This is a genomic window from Mesorhizobium bavaricum, from assembly GCF_056781655.1.
Map to the genome: position 1 here is coordinate 2,924,910 of NZ_CM165566.1, position 26,133 is coordinate 2,951,042.

The 26,133-nt window shown below is 64.2% G+C and carries 22 protein-coding genes; 16 read left to right on the plus strand and 6 right to left on the minus strand.

Going from position 1 to position 26,133, the window contains the following annotated elements; genetic code table 11:
* Positions 1 to 25: 25 nt before the first annotated feature.
* The 10 genes from AC1RZR_RS14240 (at position 26) to AC1RZR_RS14285 (ending at position 11,981) form a co-directional block, all read left to right on the plus strand.
* Entirely contained in the window at positions 26 to 1,663 is a 1,638-nt protein-coding gene (locus tag AC1RZR_RS14240) for an ABC transporter substrate-binding protein (protein ID WP_477270866.1), read from the plus strand.
* Between the two features lie 76 nt (positions 1,664 to 1,739).
* Positions 1,740 to 2,696: an ABC transporter permease gene (locus AC1RZR_RS14245; RefSeq protein WP_481828686.1), complete on the plus strand. Its 957-nt coding sequence runs from the start codon at positions 1,740 to 1,742 to the stop codon at positions 2,694 to 2,696.
* A complete protein-coding gene (locus tag AC1RZR_RS14250; protein WP_481828687.1) occupies positions 2,696 to 3,583 on the plus strand; it encodes an ABC transporter permease in 888 nt (295 codons plus the stop codon). Before AC1RZR_RS14245 ends, AC1RZR_RS14250 begins: the two co-directional genes overlap by 1 nt.
* A 347-nt stretch (positions 3,584 to 3,930) precedes the next feature.
* A complete protein-coding gene (locus tag AC1RZR_RS14255) occupies positions 3,931 to 5,631 on the plus strand; it encodes an ABC transporter substrate-binding protein (RefSeq protein ID WP_481829059.1) in 1,701 nt (566 codons plus the stop codon).
* Positions 5,632 to 5,815: 184 nt separating this feature from the next.
* Positions 5,816 to 6,799, plus strand: coding sequence for an ABC transporter permease (locus tag AC1RZR_RS14260; RefSeq protein ID WP_095091099.1), 984 nt, complete (start codon positions 5,816 to 5,818; stop codon positions 6,797 to 6,799).
* Entirely contained in the window at positions 6,796 to 7,698 is a 903-nt protein-coding gene (locus AC1RZR_RS14265) for an ABC transporter permease (protein WP_477270872.1), read from the plus strand. Before AC1RZR_RS14260 ends, AC1RZR_RS14265 begins: the two co-directional genes overlap by 4 nt.
* Complete coding sequence (locus tag AC1RZR_RS14270; protein ID WP_481828688.1) at positions 7,695 to 8,510, plus strand: ABC transporter ATP-binding protein; 816 nt, start codon at positions 7,695 to 7,697, stop codon at positions 8,508 to 8,510. The genes AC1RZR_RS14265 and AC1RZR_RS14270 overlap by 4 nt, the downstream gene beginning before the upstream one ends.
* Positions 8,507 to 9,445 carry an ABC transporter ATP-binding protein gene (locus AC1RZR_RS14275; protein WP_481828689.1) on the plus strand — a complete coding sequence of 313 codons (939 nt, stop codon included), beginning with the start codon at positions 8,507 to 8,509 and terminating at the stop codon, positions 9,443 to 9,445. Before AC1RZR_RS14270 ends, AC1RZR_RS14275 begins: the two co-directional genes overlap by 4 nt.
* Positions 9,446 to 9,464: 19 nt before the next feature.
* Positions 9,465 to 9,941 (plus strand): GNAT family N-acetyltransferase, encoded by a 477-nt coding sequence (locus AC1RZR_RS14280; protein WP_481828690.1) that lies wholly within the window; start codon positions 9,465 to 9,467, stop codon positions 9,939 to 9,941.
* A 15-nt stretch (positions 9,942 to 9,956) separates the two neighbouring features.
* The gene (locus AC1RZR_RS14285; protein ID WP_481828691.1) at positions 9,957 to 11,981 is read left to right on the plus strand and encodes a beta-N-acetylhexosaminidase; all 2,025 of its coding nucleotides are present in this window, start codon (positions 9,957 to 9,959) and stop codon (positions 11,979 to 11,981) included.
* Here the strand turns inward: AC1RZR_RS14285 and AC1RZR_RS14290 are convergent.
* Positions 11,978 to 13,183 (minus strand): ROK family protein, encoded by a 1,206-nt coding sequence (locus tag AC1RZR_RS14290; RefSeq protein ID WP_481828692.1) that lies wholly within the window; start codon positions 13,181 to 13,183, stop codon positions 11,978 to 11,980. The two genes, AC1RZR_RS14285 and AC1RZR_RS14290, sit on opposite strands and share 4 nt — an antisense overlap.
* A 320-nt stretch (positions 13,184 to 13,503) precedes the next feature.
* Between AC1RZR_RS14290 and AC1RZR_RS14295 the strand changes: the two genes are divergently transcribed.
* The 3 genes from AC1RZR_RS14295 to AC1RZR_RS14305 are packed head-to-tail and all read left to right on the plus strand — an operon-like array spanning position 13,504 to position 16,735.
* Positions 13,504 to 14,526: an LLM class flavin-dependent oxidoreductase gene (locus AC1RZR_RS14295; protein WP_481828693.1), complete on the plus strand. Its 1,023-nt coding sequence runs from the start codon at positions 13,504 to 13,506 to the stop codon at positions 14,524 to 14,526.
* Between the two features lie 40 nt (positions 14,527 to 14,566).
* A complete protein-coding gene (locus AC1RZR_RS14300; protein WP_477270886.1) occupies positions 14,567 to 15,211 on the plus strand; it encodes a ThuA domain-containing protein in 645 nt (214 codons plus the stop codon).
* Between the two features lie 30 nt (positions 15,212 to 15,241).
* Positions 15,242 to 16,735, plus strand: a complete 1,494-nt coding sequence (locus AC1RZR_RS14305) for an aldehyde dehydrogenase family protein (protein WP_481828694.1) — start codon at positions 15,242 to 15,244, stop codon at positions 16,733 to 16,735.
* Positions 16,736 to 16,908: 173 nt separating this feature from the next.
* On the opposite strand, the gene AC1RZR_RS14310 is transcribed toward AC1RZR_RS14305, so the two are convergent.
* Positions 16,909 to 18,930 (minus strand): amidase, encoded by a 2,022-nt coding sequence (locus tag AC1RZR_RS14310; protein WP_481828695.1) that lies wholly within the window; start codon positions 18,928 to 18,930, stop codon positions 16,909 to 16,911.
* Between the two features lie 140 nt (positions 18,931 to 19,070).
* Between AC1RZR_RS14310 and AC1RZR_RS14315 the strand changes: the two genes are divergently transcribed.
* Positions 19,071 to 19,409 (plus strand): hypothetical protein, encoded by a 339-nt coding sequence (locus AC1RZR_RS14315; RefSeq protein WP_477270892.1) that lies wholly within the window; start codon positions 19,071 to 19,073, stop codon positions 19,407 to 19,409.
* A 128-nt stretch (positions 19,410 to 19,537) separates the two neighbouring features.
* On the opposite strand, the gene AC1RZR_RS14320 is transcribed toward AC1RZR_RS14315, so the two are convergent.
* The 4 genes from AC1RZR_RS14320 to AC1RZR_RS14335 are packed head-to-tail and all read right to left on the minus strand — an operon-like array spanning position 19,538 to position 23,429.
* The gene (locus AC1RZR_RS14320; protein WP_477270894.1) at positions 19,538 to 20,623 is read right to left on the minus strand and encodes a Gfo/Idh/MocA family protein; all 1,086 of its coding nucleotides are present in this window, start codon (positions 20,621 to 20,623) and stop codon (positions 19,538 to 19,540) included.
* Between the two features lie 39 nt (positions 20,624 to 20,662).
* The gene (locus tag AC1RZR_RS14325) at positions 20,663 to 21,427 is read right to left on the minus strand and encodes an ATP-binding cassette domain-containing protein (protein ID WP_477270896.1); all 765 of its coding nucleotides are present in this window, start codon (positions 21,425 to 21,427) and stop codon (positions 20,663 to 20,665) included.
* Positions 21,424 to 22,428, minus strand: coding sequence for an ABC transporter permease (locus AC1RZR_RS14330; protein ID WP_477270898.1), 1,005 nt, complete (start codon positions 22,426 to 22,428; stop codon positions 21,424 to 21,426). The genes AC1RZR_RS14325 and AC1RZR_RS14330 overlap by 4 nt, the downstream gene beginning before the upstream one ends.
* Positions 22,425 to 23,429 (minus strand): sugar ABC transporter substrate-binding protein, encoded by a 1,005-nt coding sequence (locus AC1RZR_RS14335; RefSeq protein WP_477270900.1) that lies wholly within the window; start codon positions 23,427 to 23,429, stop codon positions 22,425 to 22,427. Before AC1RZR_RS14335 ends, AC1RZR_RS14330 begins: the two co-directional genes overlap by 4 nt.
* A 559-nt stretch (positions 23,430 to 23,988) precedes the next feature.
* Here AC1RZR_RS14335 and AC1RZR_RS14340 point away from each other — a divergent pair.
* Positions 23,989 to 24,186: a hypothetical protein gene (locus AC1RZR_RS14340; protein WP_477270902.1), complete on the plus strand. Its 198-nt coding sequence runs from the start codon at positions 23,989 to 23,991 to the stop codon at positions 24,184 to 24,186.
* Positions 24,187 to 24,494: 308 nt separating this feature from the next.
* On the plus strand, positions 24,495 to 25,865 hold the full coding sequence (locus tag AC1RZR_RS14345; protein ID WP_481828696.1) for a glycosyl hydrolase: 1,371 nt from the start codon (positions 24,495 to 24,497) through the stop codon (positions 25,863 to 25,865).
* Positions 25,866 to 26,133 lie beyond the last annotated feature (268 nt).

Genomic DNA, 26,133 nt, shown 5'->3' on the forward strand with positions numbered 1-26,133 from the left:
CTTCATTTCAGACAGGGGTTTCAACATGACTGGACGCAACGACATCGACGCACTTCGCAATCTGTCGGGAGACATCTGGAATGTCGCCGTCGACGAATATCAGGGCGGTTTTCTCAAGCGCCGGGATCTCCTGAAATATGCCGCGCTGCTCGGCCTCACCGGCTTTGCCGCCTCGCAGGGGCTTGGAGCCGCACGCGCCGCAGCTGCCGGCGGCGGCACGGTCCGCGTCGGCCTCGGCCAGCCGACCAAGGCGATCGATCCGGTCTCGGTGACAGATCCGGCCAGCATCGGGGTGATCAGCCAGGTCGGCGAATATCTGATCCTCGACGATCCGAAGGACGGGCTGCAACCGAAGCTTGCTCTGTCCTGGGAGGCCAACGAGACGGCCAGTCGCTGGACCTTCAAACTGCGGCAAGGGGTGAAATTCCACGATGGCCGCGCGGTGACCGCAAAGGACGTGGTGGCGAGCTTCGAGCGGCTTGTCGATCCGGCCAGCGGCTCGTCGGCACTGTCGGCCTACAAGGGCATCCTGTCCAAGGGTGGCGCCAAGCTGGTCGACGATGAGACCGTCGCCTTCGATCTCGACGGTCCGAACAGCAACTTCCCCTTCTATGTCTCCTCCGACGTCTACAATGCCGTCATCCTGCCGGCCGACTATGCCGGTGATTTCGAGAAGACGTTCAACGGCACCGGCCCGTTCAAGCTGGAATCCTTCCGTCCCAAGCAAGGCGCAAGCTTCGTGCGCAATACCGACTATTGGGGCGACAAGGCGCTGCCTGACCGCGTCGAGATCAAGTTCTTCGACGACGAGCAGGCCCAGGTGCTGGCGCTGCAGGCCGGCCAGCTCGATGTCATCCCGAGCACGACGCGGCTCGAACTGGCGATCGAAGGCAATCCCAATTTCAAGCTCCTCAGCGTGCAGGCGAGCTCGCATGACGAGGTGCATCTGCGCACCGACCAGGCGCCGTTCACCGACAAGCGCATCCGCCGCGCACTGGCGCTCACCCTCGACCGCGAGGCGATTGTAAAGGGGCTGCTGAAAGGCCGTGCCATCGCCGGCAACGACACCCCGTTTGCGCCGATCTTCCCCTCGGCCGATCCGTCGGTGCCGCAGCGCAAGCAGGACATCGCCGAGGCCAAGCGGCTGCTTGGCGAGGCGGGCGTGCCGAACGGCTTCGAGGTGACGCTGACCACCGAGCGTGCCTATGACATTCCCGACTATGCCGTGCTGATCCAGAACTTCGCCAAGAAGGCGGGCATCGACGTCAAGCTCAATGTTCTGCCGCAGGACGCCTACTACGGTTCGGCGACGTTCGGCAGCTCGCCCTGGCTGGATTCAGTTCTCGGCATCACCGATTTCGGCCATCGCGGCACGCCCGACATCTTCCTCAACGCCACGCTGAAGAGTTCGGGGGCCTGGAACGCAGCCCATTTCAACAACCCGGCCTATGATGCCTTGCTGCTCGACTATTCCAAGGCACGTGACCTCCAGGCGCAGCGCCTGGCCGCCGGCAAGATCCAAAACCTCTTGCTCGACGAGACGCCAGTGATCATCAGCTACTTCTCGCAGTACAGCCGCATCACCAGCAACAAGGTCGAGGGCGTGCGCTTCACCGCAATTTCGCATCTGCTGCTCGACCGCGTTACCTTCGTGCAGGCATGATGTCGGAAGACGGCAACAGAGCCCTGTCCCGATCGCATCGGGATGGGGCAGGGTCCAAGCGAGGCGGCAAGACGCGATGGTGACCGGCCGCACTCTGTCGGCGCGCGTTGGCACGCTTCTGCTGACCTTGTGGCTGGTCAGCATCCTGGTGTTCTTTGCCGGGCAGGTTTTGCCCGGCGATGTCGGCCGCGTCATGCTCGGGCCCTTCGCCGACGCGCAAGCGGTGGCGGAACTGAACAAGCGGCTGGGCGCCGACCAGCCGGTTCTCGTCCAGTACTGGCACTGGTTCAGCAACGCGCTCACGGGTGATTTCGGTACCTCGCTGTCGATGCGCGCGCCGGTGGCGCCCTTGGTGCTGGAAAGCCTGAAGCGCTCCGCGGCGCTTGCCGGCATCATCCTGGTTTTCCTCGTTCCGCTGGGGGTCGGCGCCGGAATCATCGCCGGTCTCAACGCCGGCCGTTTGATCGACCGGCTGATCGTGATGGCGGGCGTTTCCTTCGGCATCGTCCCTGACTTCGTGTCCGGCCTGATGCTGCTCATCGTTTTCGGTCTGTGGCTGAACTGGTTCCCGATCTCGGGTGTCGCGCCCGATGGCGCCGGCTTCTGGACGAACGGCTATTATTTGATCCTGCCGGCGCTGCCGCTGGTGCTGAACCTTGCCGGCTATATCGCCCGGATGACGCGGGCGGGCGTGATCGAGGCGATGGCCGCCGACTATACACGCACCGCCGTCCTGAAAGGGCTCGAGCGGCGCGAGATCATTTTTCGGCACGTGCTGCGCAACGCGCTGACGCCGACCGTCGCGGTACTTGCGACCCAGACCGGATACATGCTTGGCGGGCTGGTGGTGATCGAAGCGCTGTTCGGCATCCAGGGCCTTGGCAATCTGGTACTGAACGCGGCCAAGGCCCGCGATTTCCCGATGCTTGAGGCCGGCGTCCTGGTGATGGCAGCAATATTCGTGCTTTCGGCAGCGGCAGGCGACCTCGTGCTGGCCTTGCTCGATCCGCGGCAACGCCGCCGGGTATCGTGATGACGGATCTGGCGGAGTTTCCCGCGCCGCGGCGCGCTGCGGTCGGGCTGCCGGCAGCGCGCAGGATCGGCAGTGCTTTTGCCCGACTGCCCCCGTCGGTCGTGGCCGGTTCGCTGGCGCTGCTGTTCTGGGTCGCCTGTGCGCTGTTCGGCAATGTCTTCGTTCCCTACGATCCCTATGCCGAGGATTTTCTCGCGATGCTGACGCCGCCCGATGCCCTGCACTGGTTCGGCACCGACCAGCTCGGCCGCGACGTGCTGTCCCGCATCGTCGTCGGGTCGCGCGACATCCTGCTGGTTGCGCCGCTGGCCACGCTTGCTGGTGTTGCCGCCGGCAGCATCATCGGCCTTGTGCTCGGCTATTTCGATGGCCTCGTCGATGCCATCGGGGCGCGGCTGCTCGACACGCTGATGGCGTTCCCGTTCATAGTCCTCGTCACCATGACGCTCGTGGCGATCGGGCCATCGAACCTGACTGTCATCCTGGTGATCGCCATCGCCTACGCGCCGCTGGTGGCGCGCACCGTCCGCGCCGCCGTGCGCGAGCAGAAAGAGCGCGACTATGTCAGCGCCGCCCGGCTTGGCGGGGAGGGTGCGCTCGCCATCATGTTCCTGGAGATCCTGCCCAATATCAGGGAAACGATCCTGATCGAGCTCGTCACCCGGCTTGGCTACGCGTTCTTTTCGATCGCCACGCTGAGCTTTCTCGGGCTTGGCATCCAGCCGCCTTCCGCCGACTGGGGGTTGGCTGTCGCCGACGGCTACGGCTTCCTGACCGGCGGCAAATGGTGGGTCGTCGTCTTCAATTCCGCCGCAATCGTTTCCCTGGTCATGGCGACCAATCTCATCGCGCAAGGCATAGGTGCCTTCGAAAATAGTGATGTGTAGGTCCTGATCTTTTTCCGCCATCACGGGGTGATGGCGGAGCGGAATGCCATCCTGTCGGTCGTGACCTTGCGAAGCCGGGTGCGTTGAGCGCCCAGGATAGGGCTCGATGCCAATCCCCCGGCATAGCGATCGCGATCCTTCCGCCGGCAAAATCCTTCCATCTTCGCTGCCAGCCCGACAGGGCGGGGCAGCGCGCTTTATGGGGACGGCCAAACAGGGCCGTTGACGGTGGCCCCCTTTACCTCCTAGGATTAAATCAAATTGATTTACGTTACTCGCCCGAAGAGGCGGAAATGCCGATCAACAATGGGAGACGAAGTATGACTGCCAGGCTGCCAGACCCGCACATGCGTTATCCGCAAGACCCGTCGACGGCCATTTCACGCCGGCGGCTGTTGAGCGCGGCGTTCGTCGCCGCGACCATTGCCACGACTTTCTCCTTCGGCGCGCGGCCCGCGTCCGCCGAATCGGTGCTCGCCATGCACATTGAGGAGCAGACGAGCTGGGTGCAGAACTTCAACCCGTTCGACCTTGGCGGGCGCCGGCAGAGCACCATGGATTTCGTCTATGAGCCGCTGGTCATCTTCAACGACTATGACAGCGGCAAGCCGATCTTCCGGCTGGCGACGGGCTACAAATTCTCCGACGATCTGAAGTCGATCACCTACACGCTGCGCGACGGCGTCAAATGGTCTGATGGCCAGCCGCTGACCTCGGCCGACATGAAATTCACGCTCGAGCTGATGCTGAAGAACCCGGCGGTCGACATTGTCGGCGTCGGTGGCAGCGTCGCCTCGGTCGAAGCGCCTTCGCCGACCGAGGTGAAGATCACGCTGAGGGACGTCGACACGCACTTTCCCGAATCGATGGCCGATTTCCCTGTCGTGCCCGAGCACATCTGGAAGGATGTCGCCGATCCGCTCGCCTTCAAGAACGAGAAGCCTGTGGGGTCGGGTCCGATGACCGAGATCCGCCGCTTCACGCCGCAGGTCTACGAGCAGTGCCGCAACCCGAACTACTGGGATGCCGCCTCGCTGCATGTCGACTGCCTGAAGCTGCCGCAGATCTCAGGCAACGACCAGATGCTGGCATTGCTGCCGGAAGGCTCGATGGACTGGATCGGCTCGTTCCTGCCCGAGATCGACAAGACCTATGTCGCGCTCGACAAGGACCACAATGGCTACTGGCAGCCGCCGGCGGAAACCATCGCCTTCCAGATGAACTTCAAGACCGCCAACCCGGCGTTGGCCGAAGCCTTCAATGACATCAACTTCCGCCACGCCTTCAGCCTGGTCATGGACCGGACGGCGATGGTCGACATTGCCGGCTTCGGCTATCCGGTGGTCAATCTGCACGCCAGCGGCCTGCCGCCGCGCTTCGACGCCTGGCGCAACAAGGCGGCCGAAGGCGACAAGGACGTATGGATGACCTACGACGTCGACAAGGCCAACAAGGTGCTTGACGACGCCGGCTACAAGAAGGGCGCCGACGGCATGCGCACCACGCCGAAGGGCCAGCCGATCGCCTTCTCGATCATCGTTCCCAATGGCTGGACCGACTGGATCGATGCCGTGCAGATCGCCACCGAAGGCCTGCGCAAGGCCGGCATCAACGCCTCGGTGGCGACGCCGGAATACGAGCAGTGGCAAAAGCAGATTCTCGATGGCTCGTTCGATGCGGTCATGAACTCGCGTGCCGACGGACCGACGCCGTTCCGCGGCTACTACCAGTCGCTATCGACGGCCTTTGCCGGGCGCATCACCAGTGCGCCGTCGCGCTACTCCAATCCGGAGCTGGACAAGGTGTTCGACGCCTACCGCAAGGCGACCACCGACGAGGAGCGCAAGAAGCTGTTCGACCAGGTGCAGGTGATCATCGCCGACAATTTCCCGGTCGTGCCGGTGTTCAACGGACCGACCTGGTACCAGTATTCGACCAAGCGCTTCACCGGCTGGGTGACCAAGGACGAACCGGTGATGAACCCGGAGGACCATGACAACAACCGCATGCGGTTGATGCATCTGCTGCGCCTGAAGCCGGTACAATAGGCCTACCGGTACGCCCTTCTCCCCTCATGAGGGGAGAAGGGTCAGTGTCTCTGGCTTCGGTGGCGGTCGCTGCGGGGCCAGACGCCGGACATGGACAAACGACTGCAGTCGCTTCTTCGCCCGTCGCTTTCGGCGACAGCTTCTCCGCCGGACGGAGAAGGAAACCGAGCACAAGGAATAGCCGATGCGGATTCCTCTTCGACGGCTTGGGGTCTATTTCGTCGCCTTCCTGTTTGCCATCGTGATGAATTTCACCGTTCCCCGGCTGATGCCGGGAAGCCCGGTCGACGGCATGATCGCGCAGCTCGGGCCGCGTGCGACCCCGGCGGCGATCGAGGCGATCAAGGCCCGCTTCGGCGCCGTCGAACAGCCGATCCTGGGGCAATTCGTCGACTACATCACCGGCCTTGCCAGGTTCGATCTCGGCGTGTCGGTGAAATACTATCCGCAGACCGTCACCCAGGTCCTCGCCCGTTCGGCCGGCTGGACCGCCTTCCTGGTCACCACGGCGATCATCTTTTCCCTCTGCGTCGGAGTCTCCCTCGGCGCAGTGGCAGCCTGGCGGCGAGGCGGACGCTTCGATGCGTTCGTCTCGCCGTTTTCTGTCGTGCTGATCGCCATCCCGCCGGTCATCATTGGATTGGCGACCCTGTTCACCTTTGGCGTAACGCTGCGCTGGTTTCCGGTCGGCTATGCCTACAATCCCGATCTCGATCCGGGCCTGAACTTCACCTTTTTCGGCAGTGTCTTCTGGCACGCGGTAATGCCGGTGCTGACCCTGTCGCCCTATCTGATCGGTGAGTTTCAGACGACGATGCGCTCCTCGATGATATCGGTGCTCGGCGAGGACTATGTCACCATGGGCCGCGCCAAGGGGCTCGGCGAGACCGCAGTGATGTTTTCCTATGCGGCGCGAAACGCCATGCTGCCGGTGCTGACCAATCTGGCGCTTATGCTCGGCGCTGTCTTCGGCGGCTCGATCGTCACCGAGATCGTCTTCAACTATCCCGGCCTCGGGCTGACACTGTTCACCGCCAGCGTCGCGCGCGACTATCCGGTCATCCAAGGCCAGCTGCTGCTGATGACGATGGCGACGCTCGGCGCCAATCTGCTGGTCGACATCCTCTACGGTGTCGTCGATCCGCGCATCCGGGAGGAACGGGCATGAACTTCGGTTGGCAACTCCTGTGGCGGCAGAAGAAGGCCGTCGCCGGGCTGATCATCGTCACGGCGCTGTGCCTGATGGCGCTGCTGGCGCCGATCCTGGCGCCGACCGATCCGGGCGAGCGCGTCGGCCGCTCGCACCAGCCGCCAACCGTCGAGCATTATTTCGGCACCACCAAGATGGGCCGCGACGTCTATGCGCAATTCGTCTGGGGCGCGCGCCCGTCGCTGGCCGTCGGCTTTGCCACCGGCCTGTTCATCACCGCGCTTGGTACGATCATCGGGCTGGTCGCCGGCTATTTTGGCGGCCGCACCGACGCGACGCTGGACCTCATCACCAATGCGGTGCTGGTCATCCCCAACATTCCGCTCTTGATCCTGCTCGCTTCCTTCGCGGGCACGGTCGGGCCGGTCGCCATTATGATGATCATCGCGCTGACCTCATGGCCGTGGGGGGCGCGTATGACGCGGTCGCAGACGATGGCACTCAGAAACCGTGAGTTCGTGACCGCGGCGCGCATGGTCGGCGAGCCTGCCTGGCGCATCATCTTTGTCGAGATCCTGCCCAATCTGGTGCCGCTGATCGGCATCAACATCGTCGGCTCGATCATCTACGCCATCGTCGCGCAGACGACGCTCGAATATCTCGGCTTCGGCGACCCGCTCAACGTCACCTGGGGGACGATGCTCTACAATGCGCAGAATTCGTCCGCCATCATCGTCGGTGCGTGGTGGGACATCAGCGCGCCGGCGGCCGGCATCGCACTGGTCGGCCTGGGCCTTGCGCTCTTGAACTTCACCTTCGACGAGATCGCCAATCCGCAGCTGCGCTCCGGCCCGGCGCTCAGCCGCTGGCTGCGCCTCAGCCGCCTGCGCAAGCGCGAACTGGAGGCGGCACGGTGAGCGAGGCGCTGTTGCAAATCCGTGACCTCAGCGTCGACTACCTGCTCGACAAGGGCGCCTTCCGCGCGGTCAAGAATGTGTCCTTCGACATCGGCCGTGGCGAATTGTTCGGGCTTGCCGGCGAATCCGGCTGCGGCAAGAGCACGATCGCCTACGCCATCACCCGGCTCGCCAAGGCGCCTGCCTGGGTGGCAGGCGGCGAGATCCTGCTCGACGGCCAGGATCTCCTGAAGCTGCCGGAAGGCCGGCTGCAGGAGGTACGCTGGCGGGGGATCGGCATGGTGTTCCAGAGCGCGATGAACTCGCTCAATCCGCTGATGCGGGTCGAGGCGCAGTTCCACGACGTGCTGCGCCGGCACACGGGCTCGACACGCGAGAAATCGCGGGCGCGCGCCGAAGAGATGTTCAAGCTGGTCGGCATTCCAGCCAGCCGGCTGACCGACTATCCGCATCAGTTCTCTGGCGGCATGCGCCAGCGCATCGTCATCGCCATCTGCCTGGCGCTGAAGCCGGAGCTGATCATCATGGACGAGCCAACGACGGCGCTCGACGTGGTCGTGCAGCGCGAAATCCTTGAGCAGGTCATCGACCTGCAGCGCGGCTATGGTTTCTCGGTGCTGTTCATCACCCACGACCTGCATCTGATGGCGCAGCTCTGTCACCGGATCGGGGTGATGCTGAAGGGCGAACTGGTCGAGGTCGGCGATGTCCGGCAGGTCAGCCGCGCGCCGGCGCATGACTACACTCGAAAGCTCTGGGGCGCGATCCCGCAACTGCCCGGCCACCCCGCGGTGAAGGACGCGATCGCATGAATGCGGTGACGACTGTTCCCCCGGCAGCCATTGCGGCCGAGCCGATCGTCAGGCTGGAGGGCATCGAACGCAGCTTCGGTCTGGTGCAGGCATTGCGCGGTGTTTCGCTGTCGCTGAAAGGCGGCCGCGCGCTGGCGCTGGTTGGCGAATCCGGCTGTGGCAAGACGACTTGCGCGCGCATCATTTCGCGCATGGACACCCCGACCGGCGGCGAGATGCTCTACCGCGGCCGCAACATCACGCAGATCGGCACGGCCGCCGAGGAAAAGGCCTACCGCCGCGCCGTGCAGATGGTGTTCCAGGATCCGTTCGCCTCGCTCAACCCGGTGTTCTCGGTGCAGCATCATCTGGCGCGGCCGCTGGCGCTGCATGGCCACGCCAAAAGCAAGGCGGAGCAGGTGCAAGGCGTCGCCGATCTGCTCAACTGGGTCGGGCTGGAGCCGGCGCTGACCGCGCACAAGTTTCCGCATGAACTGTCGGGAGGCCAGCGCCAGCGCGTCAACATCGCGCGTGCGCTCGCCGTGCAGCCCGATGTGCTGGTCGCCGACGAGCCGACCTCGATGCTCGACGTCTCGATCCGCCTCGGCATCCTCGAACTCCTGGCGCGCATCAAGCAGGAGCGGCAGCTGGCGTTGCTCTACATAACGCATGACATCGCCACCGCCGCCCATGTCGCCGAGGAGGTGATCGTCATGTTCGCCGGCCAGATGGTCGAGTGGGGCGACACGCTCTCGGTGATCGGCAATGCCCGCCATCCCTATACGCAACTGCTGCTTTCGGCGGTGCCGGACCCCGACCGGCCGTTCGTGGCAGGTGACAGCGCGCGCTTCCTCGGCCACGCCGAGGAGGTGCGACGGCTGAGCCGGCCATCCTGCGCCAAGGTCGATCAGGTCGGCCCCAACCATTTCGTCCGCGCGCTGGGCGCCGTTTCCTGAACTGAATCACAGGGTTTCCATGGACTATCTCGTCAATCTTTCGCTGCTTGCTCCCGATCCCGAACTCGATGCGCGCATTCGGGGCGCCGCCGTCACCATCCGCCGGGCGCTGGCGCCGGAACTCGAACTGGTGACCGGCTGGGTGCGGCAGACATTCAGCGCGGGCTGGTCGAGCGAGACGACGGTGGCGTTTTCGCGCCAGCCGGTCTCGTGCTTCCTGGCGACACGCGACGGCAGGCTGGTCGGTTTTGCCGTCTACGATGCAATCGCGCGCGGCTTCTTCGGCCCGACCGGCGTCGACGAGGCCGCGCGTGGCGCCGGCATCGGCCACGCGCTGCTGCTGGCCACGCTGATCGACATGCGCGTCATGGGCTATGGCTACGGCATCATCGGCGATGTCGGTCCGTCCGAATTCTACGAGCGCACCGTCGGCGCCAGGCAGATCCCGGATTCCGCGCCCGGGGTCTATGCTGGCCTGCTCAAGACCAATTACTGATTTCGAAAGCTCATCATGACACTTCAATCCAAATCCGCATTTCGTCTGGAAACGACCTGGTCGCCGGCCACCGCCACCGAGAAGCTCGCCTATTCACTGACGCTCACCAATTTGTCGTCGAAGGCGATTGAAGGGTTTGCGCTGTGCGTCAGCGGTCCGGCCCGCATCGATCCGGCTGTCACCGTCGAAGGCGGCAGGCTGGCGGAGCGGCTGTCCAACCATTCCGAATTCGTGCCGCCGGACGGATTCGTGCTGGAGCCGAACGAGACATGGACCGTCACCGCGCATGGGCTGAGCTATCCGCTGCGGCACTGGACCGACGGCGCCACGGCTGCCTACCTCGTACTTGCCGATGGTACCGTAGCCCCCGTTGCATTGGTTCCGACCAAGGCGATCGGCGACAATGCGGTGTTGAAGCGCGGCGCCGAAATCTATCCGGTTCCCGCGCGGGCGCCCGTGCCGGTCTCGATCATACCGTGGCCGCAAACCGTTGCGGTCTCCGGCCGGCGCGTGGTTCCGCAAGGCCTGGCACTTCTGCCGAACGGTGCGGCAGCCGCCGATGCGGTCAGCGCGTTCGGCGACCTTGTCGACAGCTTGTTTGCTGTCGAAGGCATTGTGCGCAACGAGGCCGAAGGAGGCTTGCCGATCGATCTCGGCATCGCGGATGGGTTTGGCCCGGAGGCCTATGCGATCCGCTTTTCAGCCGATGGCGTCGCGGTTTCGGCGGGGACGAAAACCGGACTGGTCTACGGGCTGGTCACGCTCGGCCAGATCCTGCGCGGGGCGCGGTCGCACCCCGAGACGTTTCTCTTCCCGGCCGAGGGCGAAATCCGTGATGAGCCGGCGCTCGGCTGGCGCGGCACGCATCTCGACGTCGCCCGGCAGTTCTATGCAACGGCCGAGATCAAGACCTTCCTGCGGATCCTTGCCTGGAACAAGCTCAACCGCTTCCACTGGCATCTGTCCGACGACGAGGCGTGGCGGGTCGAGATATCGGCCTATCCGGAGTTGACGAAGGTCGGCGCATGGCGCGGCCATGGGCTGCCGGTGCCGCCCTTGCTGGGCTCCGGCCCGGAGCCGAGCGGCGGCTACTACAGAAAGGCTGCCGTGCGCGAGGTCGTTCAACTGGCCGGCCAGTTCGGCATCGAGGTCGTGCCGGAGATCGACGTACCGGGGCATTGCTATGCGATGCTGCAGGCGATCCCGGAGCTGCGCGACCCCGGCGAGAGCGGCGAGTACTTCTCCGTGCAGGGGTTTCCCAACAATTGCATCAATCCGGCGCGGCCGGAAACCTACCATGTGCTGGAAAAAATCCTCGACGAACTGATCGAACTGTTTCCGTTCAAGACCATCCATATCGGCGCCGACGAGGTGCCGCTGGGCGCCTGGTCGGGCTCGCCGCTGGCGCTGGCGCGGCTCACGGAGGTTGGCGGCGAGGGGCTGGCGGCAGCACATGCCAAGCGTCTCAACGTGGTCACCAACACGCATGGCGCCGATGAGATCGACGGCTCCGGCGCGGCGGTGCTGCAGGCGGAGTTTCTCAAGCGCATGCAATCGTTCCTTGCGTCTCGCGGCTGCATCACCGGCGGCTGGCAGGAGGCGGCGCACGGCAACGTCATCGACAAGCAGAAAAGCTACCTGTGCGGCTGGCGAACGGTCGAAGCCTCGGCCGCCCTTGCGGGGGAGGGCTATGCGATGGTGGTCTGCCCCGGCCAGGTCTACTACCTCGACATGGCCAACAGCCCGGCCTGGTCGGAACCGGGTGCGGCCTGGGCCGGCTGGTCCGACCCGGAAAAGCTGTATGGCTTCGATCCCGTCGAGGGCTGGACGGACGATCAGAAGACCAAACTGCTCGGCGTGCAGGCCTGCATCTGGTCGGAGCCGATGACCGACCGCGCCGTCTTCGACCGGCTGGTGTTTCCCCGCATCTCGGCGCTGGCGGAAACCGGCTGGACGCGGCCGGAGCGGAAATCCTGGGAACGGTTCAAGGCGCTCGCCGGGCTGATGCCGGTGCTCTACGGGGGCAGCCTGAGAGCCTAGCCGGCATGCGGCTTCTGCAGAACGTCGAATTGCGGATTGGTCTCGGAGAAGATCGGCAGCGCGGCGGCACCAAGGACCGAAGTGTCCTTGCCGGCAGCGCCGACAAGGACCCGCGGCACGGTGCGGGCGCTGGTCGAGCTGACCGAGAGGTACAATGGGTCGAGCCGGCTCGCCAGAAGCTCGATGACGCCGACCGGCATGAAGCCGCCAAGGACCACGGTTTCCGGATCGAGAGCCAGTTCGAGCATGTTGATGGCCTGGCGCAGCGGATCGATTGCCTGGGCGACCCATGCTTCCAGGCTGTCGCCATTGGCCAGCAATGCCTGGAGCAATTCCGGCGAGGCATGATCGGGGTCGGGGATTTCCAGGCATTCATAGGCGGCACGCAACGAGACATAGCGTTCGAGGCAGCCACGCTTGCCGCAGCCGCATTCGAGGCCGCCGGGCTTGACGATCATGTGGCCGATCTCGCCGGCATTGTGGCGGCTGCCCTTGTAGAGATGGCCGTCAAGGAACAGGCCGGCGCCAAGGCCGGTGCCGATGAACAAATAGACGAAACTGCTGAGGTTGCGGGCAACGCCATAGAGCCGTTCGCCGATGGCGGCGGCAGTGGCGTCGTTCTCAACCGTCACTGGAATGCCGGTCAGCCGCTGCAATTCCTCGGCGACGGGGAAATCCTGCCAGCCGGGCAGTGCGGTCGGTCCGACCGAGGTCATGCCCTCGACGTCGAACGGGCCCGGCATCGCCATGCCGATGCCAAGCAGGCGGTTGCGGTCGAAACGAAACTTGCGCATCAGGTCCCCGGCTATCGCGGCAAGCAGGGGCATCGCCTGCGCCGGCGTCGGCCGGTCGATCCGGCGCTCGATGCGGGCGCGAACCGTGCCGGAGAGATCGGTGATGACGCCCGCCGCCAGCTGGTGGTCGAGCTGCAGGCCGATCGAATAGCCGCCGTCGGGATTGATCGAATAGGGGACCGCCGGCTGGCCGCGCGCGCCCTTCAGCGTGGCTTGCGCGCAAAGCAGCTCTTCCCGCTCGAGTTCCTCGACGATGTTGGAGATGGTCTGCGTGCTCAGCGCCGTCAGGCGCGCAATCGCTGCCCGCGACAATGCGCCGTTGGTCCTGATCGCTTCGATCACCACGCGCCGATTGTGTGACTTGGCCTGTTCGAGATTGGTGCCAGCGATGGCTTTCCTAGGGGTCATGTGTGCGTTACCAACAAACTTTCCGCAGAAAACAAATCAAGTTGATTTAATTATATGCAATGGTAGCTACCACTTCTAGCCGGTTTCGCAACGGGAGCGCCACGCGGATCAGGATTATTTGATGGGACCAGCGTCGCTGGCCGACGCCGAGCAACATGGCGACGAAGGGCGCGACACAAGCGCCTCGATCTCGACGATGCAGGTCCTTTTCAGCATCGGCTTCTCCCTTCGCAAAGCATCGATCCGCCGCGATGGCTGGGAGGCTGCAGCCAGGGCGAACCGCTTTGCAATCCATCCGCCACTTCCATATATCGCATGGCATGAAGAAAATCGGTTTCCTGTCATTCGGGCACTGGACGCCCTCATCGCAATCACAGACGCGGTCGGCATCGGACGCGCTGCTGCAGTCCATCGACCTCGCCGTCGCCGCCGAGCAACTGGGCGCGGACGGCGCCTATTTCCGCGTCCATCATTTCGCCCGCCAGCTCGCGTCGCCGTTTCCGCTGCTGGCGGCTGTCGGCGCCAGGACCAGCCGCATGGAGATCGGCACAGCGGTCATCGACATGCGCTACGAGAATCCGCTCTACATGGCCGAGGACGCCGGTGCTGCCGACATCATTGCCGGCGGCCGGCTGCAGCTTGGCATCAGCCGCGGCTCGCCCGAACAGGTGATCGATGGCTGGCGCTACTTCGGCTACGTGCCGCCGGAAGGACAGAGCGACGCCGATATGGCGCGCCATCACGCCGAGGTCTTCCTCGACACGCTGCGGGGCGAGGGATTCGCACAGCCCAATCCACGGCCGATGTTCCCCAACCCGCCCGGCCTGCTGCGCCTGGAGCCGCATTCCGAGGGCTTGCGCGAGCGTATCTGGTGGGGTGCGGCCACCAACGCCACTTCGGAATGGGCAGCGAAGCTTGGCATGAACCTACAGAGCTCGACGCTCAAATTCGACGAGAGCGGCAAGCCGTTCCACGTCCAGCAGGCCGAGCAGATCCGCATCTACCGCGAGGCTTGGAAGGCGGCCGGGCATCAGCGCGAACCGCGCGTCTCGGTCAGCCGCAGCATCTTCGCGCTGGTCGACGACCGCGACCGCGCCTATTTCGGGCGCGGCAACCAGAGCAGCGACCAGATCGGCTTCATCGAGGAAAATACCAGGGCGATCTTCGGGCGCAGCTATGCGGCCGAGCCGGATGTGCTCGTCAAGGAATTGGCGCAGGACGAGGCGATCGCCGAGGCCGACACGCTGCTGCTCACCGTGCCCAACCAGCTCGGCGTCGACTACAACGCGCATGTCATCGAGGCGATCCTGACCCATGTCGCTCCGGCGCTGGGCTGGCGCTGACCTCGGATCGATCAGGGCGGATAGTGCAGGGAGAGACAAGATGCCGAAGAAAGCCTTGATTGCCTGGGGCGGCTGGCAAGGACACACACCGGAGCAGAGCGCGAAAGTTGTGCGTGCGCTGCTTGAGCGCAACGGATTCGACGTCACGCTCGGCGAGGGCACGGCGATGTTCGCCGATCCGGCGCTTGCCTCCTTCGATCTCATCGTGCCCGTGATCACGATGTCGACGATCGAAAAGGCCGAACTTCAGAACCTGGTTCTCGCCGTTCGCCAAGGCAGCGGGCTCGGCGGCTTTCACGGCACGATGTGTGACAGTTTCCGCAGCGAAACCGATTATCAGTTCATGACCGGCGGCCAATGGGTTGCCCATCCCGGCGACATCATCGACTACACGGTCGCTGTCACCAGACCGGATGATCCGATCACCAGCGGCATCAGTGATTTCGCCTATCGATCGGAGCAATATTACATGCATGTCGATCCGGGCAACGAGGTGCTGGCCACGACCACCTTCACCGACGCACATTTCCCCGGGATAGGCGGTGTCGTCATGCCGGTTGTCTGGAAGCGTCGCTACGGGGCTGGAAAGGTCTTTTACAGTGCGCTCGGACACAATGCCGACGAGTTCGCGGTTCCGGAGATGGCGCTGATTGTCGAGCGTGGCCTTGTCTGGGCCGCCCGCTAGGTCGGTCGGTTGCGGAAGGAGGACAGGAGCATGACGGTGTCGGTTAAAGGCCTGCCGCTGCACACGCCGATCGATGGCCGGCACCGCAAGATGCTGATCGATGGCGCCTGGTGCGACGCGCGCAGTGGCCGGACTTTCGAGACCCGAAACCCCGCTACCGGCGCCGTGATCGGCACCGTGCCATTGTCCGATTCCAGCGATATCGACCTCGCGGTGGCCGCTGCCCGGCGCGCCTTCGATGGGCCGTGGAGCCGGTTCAAGCCCTATGAGCGCCAGGTGCTGCTGCTCAGGATCGCCGACCTGATGGAACGCCACTGGGAGGAGATCGCGCTTTCCGACACGACGGACATGGGCATGCCCATCGTGCGCACGCTCGCCAACAAGAACCGCGTGCTCGGCATGCTACGCTTCTATGCCGGCATGGCGACGTCGATCCATGGCCACACGATCGGCAATTCGCTGCCGGGCGACATCGTCTCCTACACGCGCAAGGAGCCGGTCGGCGTCGTCGGCGCGATCATTCCGTGGAACGCGCCGACAGCCGCCTCGATCTGGAAGATCGGCCCGGCGCTGGCGGCCGGCTGCACCATCGTGCTGAAGCCTTCCGAGGAAGCGCCGCTGACGCCGCTGTTGATCGGCGCGCTGATGATGGAAGCCGGCGTGCCCGCCGGCGTCGTCAATGTCGTCACCGGCACCGGCACGGAGGCCGGCGCGCCGCTCGCCGCCCATATGGACGTCGACAAGATCGTGTTCACCGGCTCCACAGTGACCGGCCAGAGCATTTTGCGCGCCTCGGCCGGCAACATGAAGCGCGTTTCGCTGGAGCTTGGCGGCAAGTCGCCGGTCATCGTCTGCGCCGACGCCGATCTCGAACGCGCCGTGCCGATAGCGGCGATGTCGGTGTTCGCCAATTCCGGCCAGATCTGCATCGCCGGCTCGCGGCTGTTCGTCGAGCGGCCGATCTACGAGGAATTCGTCGAGCGGGTCTCGGCCTATGCGGCAAAACTCAGGATCGGCGACGGCGCCGACCCCGAAACCGAGATCGGGCCGCTGATTTCGCCCAGGCAGCTCGAACGCGTCACCGGCTTCATCGAGGACGGCACCAGGCAGGGCGCCCGCCTGGTCACCGGCGGCAACCGCATCACCGAAGGCGGGCTCGGTGCGGGAAATTTCATCGCGCCGAGTGTGTTCTCGGGCGTGACCGACGATATGCGCATCGCCCGGGAAGAAATCTTCGGCCCGGTGATTTCGGCGCTGCCGTTCGATACGCAGGACGAGGTGGTGCGGCGCGGCAACGACACGCCCTATGGGCTGGGTGCCGGCGTCTTCACCCGCGACGTCGGCAAGGCGCACCAACTGGCAAACCGCCTGCGCGCCGGCTCCGTCTGGGTCAACACCTATCACGCGATCGATCCGGCGGTACCCTTCGGCGGCTACAAGATGAGCGGCTACGGCCGCGAGGGTGGTGCCGAGCATCTCGACGAATATCTCAACACCAAGGGGGTCTGGATCAGGACGGATTGAGAGACCGTTTGGAAACTCTACTCCTGCGGCCATCTGGCGGCGTTTTCTGGGCTTCCGGTGCTCACGTACTCAAAATGCACGCTCCGCTCCGGTTCTCGAAAACACCACCATATGACTCGCAGGAGCGAGTTTCGAAACGGTCTCTGAACGCCGCGTGATCCGCAAGGCGATATTCAGCCGATGCCGCCGGTGACCGCATAGGCACCGGCGGTGCGGCCATCCTCCAGCCGCACCACTGCCGTCACGATCGAGCCGTACGAGCCGCGCCAGACGCTGTGGAAGCGCTGATGTTCGGCGGCCGGGACGAGCACACATCCGCTGAAGCGCAAACCGCTTTGCTGCAGTGCGACGGCCTTTCCGTTGACGTGCACCTTGACGCTGGTCGCTTCGTTCGCCTCGCCAGGCAGGTCGAGCGTGATGGCGATCTCGTGCTGATCGCCGGACGGCCGCGTCTCGGCGGCAAGCGCGATGGAGAGCGCAGGCGCCGTGCTGTTCCCGGCTTGGCCGGGACGGTGCGAAAAGACATCGTCGGCCAGTTCAGGCGTGCGCGGCGGGCGGCGGCGGCGCTGGGTGGAGCGTTCGAAATCGCCGGCTATGCGCAAGAGCCTTTCGTCATCATAGGCCTTGCCGGCGAAGGTGAGGCCGACCGGCATGCCGATGTCGGCCATGGTTCCCATCGGCACGGTGACGGTCGGGATGCCGAGATGGCGCCAGACCAGATTGCCGTTGGCGACCCAGGTGCCGTTGCGCCAGGCAAGGGCGGCGGACGCCTCGTTGATGTCGGCATCGGCCGGCCCGACATCGGCGGCGGCGGGCAGCACCACGGCGTCGATGCGTTGCGTGTCCAGCCAGTCCTCGAAATCGATCCGCCTTGTCGCTTCCAGCCCCTTCAGGCCGTCTGCGAGCGCTGGGATCTCCGCGACCGGTGTGACGCCGGACCGCGCCCGCTCGACATATTCCGAGAGGTCAAAGCCGCCCTCATAGCGGTCGGGCAGCGTGCCCGGCGGCTGCGGAAAGATCTTTCCGCCATCGACCGAGACGAGATCGGGCAGCGCCGGGTCGGCATTGGCGCGCAGGAAATCATCCCAAGCCCAGATGCAGAGATCCCAGATTTCGCGGTCGGCGAATTCTTCCGGCACCAGCCCTCGCTCGACCATGCTGCGCGCGCCGGGCCGGTCGCGCTCATAGTTGGAGACGACGGGAAAATCGACTTCGATCACCTCGGCGCCAAGCTGCTTCAGATCGGCCGCCGCCTGCTCCCACAAAGCAAGCACCGAGGCGCGGGTTTCGATGGGCGCATCGGCCCCGCTGTCGCGGCCGATATACATTTTGGGCACGCCGAGCCGCATGCCTTTCAGCGACCCCATAAGCGCGAGGTCCGTGTAGCGCGGCGGGCGCACGTCGGAGCTTTTCGGCAGCGCGACCCAGGGCTGCGCGCGCCAGAAATCGCCTCTCGTCTCCGGGTCGTCGGCGACGATCACGTCGAGCAGTTCGAGCATGTCGGGCATGCTGCGCGTGTGCGGCACCACGACATCCATGGTCGGCACCAGCGGCCAGTTGCCGCGCACCGAAATGACGCCGCGCGACGGCGTGTAGGCGACCAGCGCGTTGTTGGTAGCCGGTGTGCGGCCGGACGACCAGGTTTCCTCGCCAAGCCCGAAAGCGCAGAAGCTGGCTGATGTCGCCGTGCCGGAACCGTTGGACGAGCCCGACGCGAAGGCGGCGGTCAGATAGTCGGCATTGTAGGGGCTTTCGGCGCGACCATAGACGCCGCGCTGCATGCCGCCATTGGCCATCGGCGGCATGTTGGTGAGGCCGATCAGCACGGCGCCGCCGGTGCGCAGCCGGGCGATGGTGAAGGCATCCTCGTTGGCGACGAGATGTTCGAAAGCCGGCGAGCCGGCAGCCATCGTCAGCCCGGCGACTTTGTAGCTGTCTTTGGCGGTGTAGGGGATGCCGTCGAGCGGCCCGAGCACGGTGCCGTTGCGGCGGCGCCGGTCGGAAGCGGCGGCCTCCTCGAACATCGTTGGGTTGAGCACCGGGACAGCATTCAGCGTGATGCCGTGGCGGTCGAAATGGGCGATGCGCCTGAGATACGCTCCGACCAGTTCGACGCTGGTCACCGTGCCCTCGTCGAGCGCGCGGCGCAATTGGTCGATCGTCGCTTCGACTAAATAAAGGCTGGCATCGGTCATCGCTGGTTCCAAGGCTGTCGGCACAGCGTCATGGATGAGCGAGGCCGCCGGCTTCGGCAAGAGCCAAACGCGGTTGGTCTTCGGCGGGACTTGGCATTCCTGCGGTATCGCGTCTGGCCGGGCTCACGAAACCGCGGTCTTTGGGAACTTTTGTCCGGCTGGCGATTTTGGATGTATGGTGTGATTCCGAATTGCCGGGAGGGTTGCCGATGACCACGAAATGCGTTGCGATCTTGGCTCTTGCTTTCGCGACAGGCTCAAGCTTTTGCGCCTCGGCATTCGCGGGCGACCGGCATCACCGGCCCCAATCCGAACGCCATGTTCCCGCCGGGGACGATCTCATCAATTTCCTGTTCGGCGGCCCGCGTTACTATGATCAGCAGTTGGTCACCACGGCGGCCGGCGCGTGCTCCTACGATCGCGTTGGACCCGACGCGTATGCATTGAACAAGATCAACGATCATCATTGCGGGAAGTAGAAACTCTACTCTGGCGGCCATGTGATGGCGTTTTCTGCGCTTCCGGTGCTCACGGACCCAAATGTCCGCTGCGCGCCGGTTCTCGAAACCACCACCATATGACTCACCAGAGCGAGTTTCGAACAGGCTCAGTGCCGGCCGCTCTCCTTCATCCGCTCGATGATATCGGCCATCAGCGCCAGATCGCGGCGTGAATCGGCGAGGTCGGTCAGTGGCCTGGTGCCTTCGCGGATGTGGCGGTGGAAAGCCTCCAACTCGTTGGAGAAGGCGTCGCCATAGAGCGGGGCGATGGCCCTGGTCACCGGGCCGAGCGGGCCGGCGTCGGTCACCTCCAGCCGGGTCGGCAGGCTGCGGATATAGGGCGTGTCGTAGATGATGCGCACCCGCCTGGTGTTGGAGCGCACCTCGATCATGGCGTCGAACAGGCCGAGATCGTCGACCACCGCGTCATACAGACAGGCGAAATGCCCGTAGTCGAAGGTGACGCTGGTGTTGGCGCCGCCATTGGTGCGGTGCGCGGCAAGCACGCGGGCCGGCTCGCCAAGCAGCCCGCGCATCGCCGAAATGTGGTGCGAGGACAGCGCGGTCAGCCCGCGATAGGCGCGCACCAGATCGGCGGGCGCGTCGGCGCCGACGACTTCGCGGATCAGCGCATCGCGTTCCTTGGCGCCACGCGAAAGCAGGGCAGGATCGATGTCCTGGGGGTAAAGGACGTTGTGGCTTTTCCTAAGGAAATGCCGGCCTTCCGAGATCAGATCGAAGATGCGGACATGGGTGATGTCGGCGAAGGCGGGCAGTTCATCTTTTGCCGCCAGATAGGCCGGCGCGTAGCGGCGCATGTAGCCGACAAAAAGCGTCTTGTCGTAGCCCGGCATCAACGCCAGCAAGTCGTCGATCTCGCGCACCGTCAGGCAGGCGGGCTTTTCCAGCAGGATATGCTTGTTGGCCTTGATCGCGGCACGCACGAAGCGGCTGTGGGTGTCGTCGGACGACAGCACGAAGACCGCGTCGATGTCGGGCGAAGCGATCAGTGCCTCGGCCGTCTCGAAGGCTTTTGCCGACGGGTACTGCGATGTGCACAGCGCCACCAGGCTCGGCGACACGTCGTGCACGCCAGCGATCACCCAGCGGTCGCGCTGATCGCTCAGCACCGGCAAATGGATCGACTGCGCGACTTCTCCAAGACCGACAAGCCCGACACGGATCACCGCCACGGCACACTCCTGTTTCAACTTCAGCCAACTTGTTTGTCTTCACACCGCGCCGGTGACCAGCGCGACGAGTTCGTTGCCTGATGTTTCCGAGGCGCGCACGGTCGCTACCATCTTTCCCGCCCGCATCACCCAGATCTGGTCGGACAGGCGGCGGACCTGATCAAAATTGTGGCTGACCAGGATGACGCTGACCGACTGATCGCGCAGGCGCCGGATCAGCGCTTCGACATTGGCCGTTTCCTGCACGCCGAGTGCGGCCGTCGGCTCGTCCATCACCACCAGCTTGGCGCCGGAGCCGACGGCGCGGCAGATCGAAATCGCCTGCCGCTGGCCGCCCGACAGGCGCCGCACCCGCTGGTTGATCGATGGCACGTTGATCGACAGCCGCGACAGCATGGAGCGGGCCTCGCGTTTCATCGCCTTGCGGTCGAGGAAGGCGAAGGGGCCGATGCGGCGCACGATCTCGCGGTTGAGGAACAGGTTCTGCGCGACCGTCAGTTCGTCGATCAGCGCCAGGTTCTGGTGCACCGTCTCGATGCCGGCCTTGCGCGCCTCGTCGGGATTGGCGAAGGGTCGCGCGCGACCGTCGAAGAACAGGCTGCCGGCATCCGGCTGATGGACGCCGACCAGGCTGCGGATCAGCGTCGACTTGCCGGCGCCATTGTCTCCGATGACGGCGGTGACCTCGCCGCGGCGGGCCTGGAAGGCGACATCGGTGAAGGCGCGGATGCCGCCGAAATGCTTGCTCAGCCCTTCGCAGGCGATGATCGCATCGGCGGCGAGGATGTGATTGGCAGCGCTCATTTCTGGTACCGCATGATCAGCGCCGCCAGCACCACGATGGCGCCCACGGCAAGCGGTTGGTAGAAGGCCGACACGTTGAGCAGAGTCAGGCCGTTGACGAGCGCGGTGAGCATCAGCGCGCCGATGGCCGGGCCGAGAATGCTGGCGCGGCCGCCGAACAGGCTGACGCCGCCCAGCACCACCGCCGCCACAGAGTTCAGGAGCAGGCTGGTGTTGATCAGCGGCTCGGCCGAACCGATGCGCGCGACCAGAAGCAGCGATGCGATGCCGGCGCAAAAACCGGAAATCGTATAGGCGGCGATCTTGACCCGGTCGGTGCGGATGCCGAGCGCGCCGGCGCTTTCGGTCTGGCCGCCGGTCGCCAGCAGATGGACGCCGAAGCGGGTGTGGTAGAGCGCGATATGGGCCACGATGACGGCCGCGATCGCCACCCAGACCGGATAGCCGAACGGTCCGAAGGAACCCGACGCCAGGCGCAGCAGGAAGGTCGAGCCGACCATGGTCGGCTCGCCGCCCGACAATATGAGGCCAAGGCCGGTGATGCCCGACAGCGTGCCGAGCGTCACCACGAAATCGGGGATTTTTCCGGCGGTGATTATCAGGCCGTTGAGGAAGCCGACGGCGCTGGTGGCGGCGACGGCGAGCACGCAGGCGATGAAGATGCCGTAACCGGCGCCGTTGACGAGGCCGAGAATGATGGCGCCGAGCATGACGGCGGCCGCCAGCGACAGGTCGATGCCTGACGTCGCGACGACGAAGGTCTGGCCGATCGACAGCACGACCAGGATCGCCGCCGCCAGCAGCAGTGCCTGCAGATTGGCGACGCTGAGAAAGACCGGCTGGGCAATGCCGAAGACGATGACGAGGCCGACCAGGCCGACGACGGATGCCCAGTCGGCCCAGAAGGAGGGATCAAGGAGGAGAGCCGACAGGGAGGGGCGGCTCTCCTCCGCCGCGCCCGCCGAATGGGCGGCGGGTGCGTTGTCCGAAGGCAAGCTCACTTCAGCATCTCGCGGAAGGGATCGGGATAGTCGCCGCCGGGGCGCGGGAAGTTCTTCAAGGACGCTTCCGCATTGTCCTTGTTGATCAGCAGCACCGGTGCCGGCACGTTGGCGGGCAGTTCCTTGCCCTTGGCGGCCACCGCGCAGGCTTCGACGCCCATGGCGCCGACGACATAGGGGTACTGGGCGACGGTGGCGGAGAGTTCGCCGGCGGCGATCGATTTCAGCGCGTCGACGATGCCGTCGAGGCCGATCACCTTGACGTCCTTGCCGGAGGTCTGGACGGCGCGCTCGACGCCGAGCGCCATGATGTCGTTGGCGGCGAAGAAGCCGGCGAGATCGGGATGCGCGGCGAGGATATCGGTGGCGGCGGTCAGCGCCTTCTCGCGGTCCCAGTCGGCGCTGACCATCACCACCACCTCGAGCTTGCCTTCGACGGCCTGCTTGAAGCCCTTGATGCGGGCGTTGCTGCCGACATCGCCGACGATGCCGGCAATGAGAGCGACCTTGGAACCTTTCGGCACCAGCTTCAGCATCTCCTCGCCGGCCAGCGCGCCAGCGGCGACGTTGTCGGTGCCGATATAGGTCGAAACGGCAAAACCGGCGGCTTTGGCCTGCTCGGCGTCGATGGTGCTGTCGATGTTGACGATCGGCTTTTTCTTCTGGGCGACAGGCACCAGCGCCTGGACGAGGTTGGAGACGCTGATCGGATTGACCAGGTAGCAATCGAATTCCTGCATGGCCATGGCGGTCAGGCGGTCGGCCTGGCCGGTGGCGTCACCCATGTTGGCGGCGGCCTGGACACTGACATTGACGCCGCTGGCCTTGCCCTGCTCTTCGATGCCCTTCTGCATGGTCTGGAAGAATGGGTTGTCGAGGCCTTTGACGATGGCGGCGACTTTCGCCGCGTCCTCGGCGTGGACGGGCGTTGAGATGATGATTGCAAGCATGCCTGCGCCAAGCAGGCCTGTGCTGAGTTTCGGGCAATTGAACATGCGCATGGTTTCCTCCTCCTGATTATTTCGACGACCTGCATAAGGTTCGCTGTTCGGCGACTGAAATGGCTGACACGACGCAAGCGACCCCAACGCCTGGCGTAACGAGTTGCCGACAAGCCGATGCCGGCCTTCGGATGCGAAGGTTGCGGCCCAGGTTCGGGCGCTCTTTCGTGTCAGGCATTGCTCCTCCCAGAGCGCTGGCCGATGACTTGCCAGCATTTCCGCATGTTTTATAAAAAATTGACACGCGTCAAGTTTTAAAATGGTGCGCAGTGATTTTACCTGTGCTGCGCCGCGGCATTGGCTGGTTTGCATGACAGAAGCCAAGCTGTGCGCTATTGGCTAGCACCGGCGTTGGCCGCTACTTTTGTGCAGGGTGGGGAATGGGTCGTTTTGAAATCCTGAAGACGATCGGCCGCTTTCAGATGATTTGCAGGCGTGAGCACAGCGGCGGACGCCGCTTCAAAAATCATACCGTAAGGGAAACCACGCCCTGTCGTAGAAAGCGCCGGTGAGGCATGGGGAGTATGGGGGAGGCCGTGGAGCTGTGGGTGGTGACACGATGTCTGATCAGGACGACCTGATCCGCACGGCCATCGGGCGGTTGCTCGCCGAGAAGACCGGCGCCGCCGTCATATCGATGAGAGAGAGCATTGCCGAGCTTTTGGCGCTGACCGGTGCCGCACTGGACGAAAGCCTGCAGGACCTGCTGCTCGAAATGGCCGAAGTCCGCGGCATGATGGTCACTCTCGATCTTTAGGACCTCGACCGGCCGGTCGGTCGTGCCATGAGAGACCCCGCGCGACGTATTGAACAAGCTCCATACCCCTCCGGGTCAAGTCCGACGCGTTGTGCCCCATTTGTCGATGATTCATCCAAATTGCGATATGTGCGGCTTCACCCGGAACCGGTATGAGATCCCACAGGCGACAAATCGAGGGAGCGACATCATCAGCGGTACTCTGTTTAGGTTTCCGAGCGCGCGGCCGGTGAGAATTGATCGGCTCGCCAAGGCGGGCGATGCGCCGTGGCGACATGCGGGTTAGAGGAGGCTTGAAGTCCCAGGTGATGATCAATCCGTCCAAAATGCTTCGCTCCCTCGTCGGCGCATGGGTGGCGCTGGCTGTGGTGTCGATATCACCTCGCCATTCATTGGCAGCGCCCAAAACCGCCGTTGCGACGAACGACTTTCTCAATAGCATCGGCGTCGTTACCACATTCCCCGATCGAGGCCAGCCTTTGGCCAGGACTGTCGAAATGGTCCGCTATTGCGGCTTTCGATGGGTAAGGGCGGGAATAGAAGGTCTGAGCGACAAGGGTCCCACAACCATCCAAACCTTTCTGGATCTACATCGCGAAACCGGCGTGCGCCTGAGTTGGGGATTGGTCAGTGGTGGGACGGATGTGAAGAAGTTGGTCGAAACAGGTAAGGTGCTCGCTGATGCCGGCGCGCTACTCGCGTTCGAGGGCAACAACGAGCCGAACACCTGGGGTGTCACCTATCAGGGCGAGAAAGGCGGCGGTGCGGAGACTTCGTGGATGGCGGTCGCAAAGCTTCAGCGCGATCTCTATCAGGCTGTCAAAAGTGATCCGGTCCTTGCGAAGTATCCTGTCTGGTCGATCTCCGAACCCGGCGCGCAGCGAGACAATGTCGGCCTTCAGTTCCTTACGATCCCGCCCGGCGCACAAACCAAGATGCCGGACGGCACGACGTATGCCGACTACGCCAATGTGCACAACTACATCTACCACCCACATTCGCCGTATCCGGCGGACAACAAGACGTGGCACGCTGCCGATCCGACCGCCGCAGCCAGAGTGGACGGGCTATTCGGCAACTTCGGCGTCACGTGGGCGAGAGGGTTTCGGGGTTATACCCAGGAGCAACTCAATACCCTGCCGCGTGTCTCGACCGAGACCGGGACCAAGATCGGAGGTCCGGTCACGGAGCAAATGCACGGCTTGAATTTGATGAGCCTGTACCTCGCGCAGTTCAAGCGCGGCTACGCCTATACATCGGTCTATCTGTTGCGGGACCGCAGCGACGAAGACGGCAACCAATCTTTTGGCTTCTACAAGGCTGATTATTCACGCCGCTTGGCCGCGATCTACCTTCACAACCTTACGACGATTTTGGCGGACAAAGGTATCCTCGCCAGACCCGGCCAACTCGACTTCACGATCGCAGATCAACCCGAGACCGTTCACGATCTACTCCTGCAGGACAGCGACGGCACGTTCCAACTTATTGTGTGGGGCGAACGGTTGAGCGGTCAAGATCGTGTGACGGTCCAATTTGGCGAGACGCGCGCGTCGGTACGAACCTACGATCCAACACTTGGCGTTGAGCCTGTCGGAACACTGAGCAACGTGCGTTCGGTCGAAATTACGCTCAGTGACCATCCGATTGTCATCGCGCTTTCGCCCAGCCTGCAATGATGGAGTCGTCGCTTTGCATTCCCGCCATGCCTCGACCTGCACTCGCACACTGGTCTGGCTATTGAGCTCAGCGGTAACGGTCGGGTTCCAAATGCATCCGAAACCATGGGGAGTCGGCGGATCTTGCTCTGATTTTGATCATTTTACGGCGCCTATGGGGTAAAGACATCCGCAGGCGATTTCTCCTCTCTGACGCCCGAGCCGCGCGGCAGGGCTGACTCTTTTCCCGAACGTCAAACGTCATAGCTTCAGTCAAGCATTGGAGCAG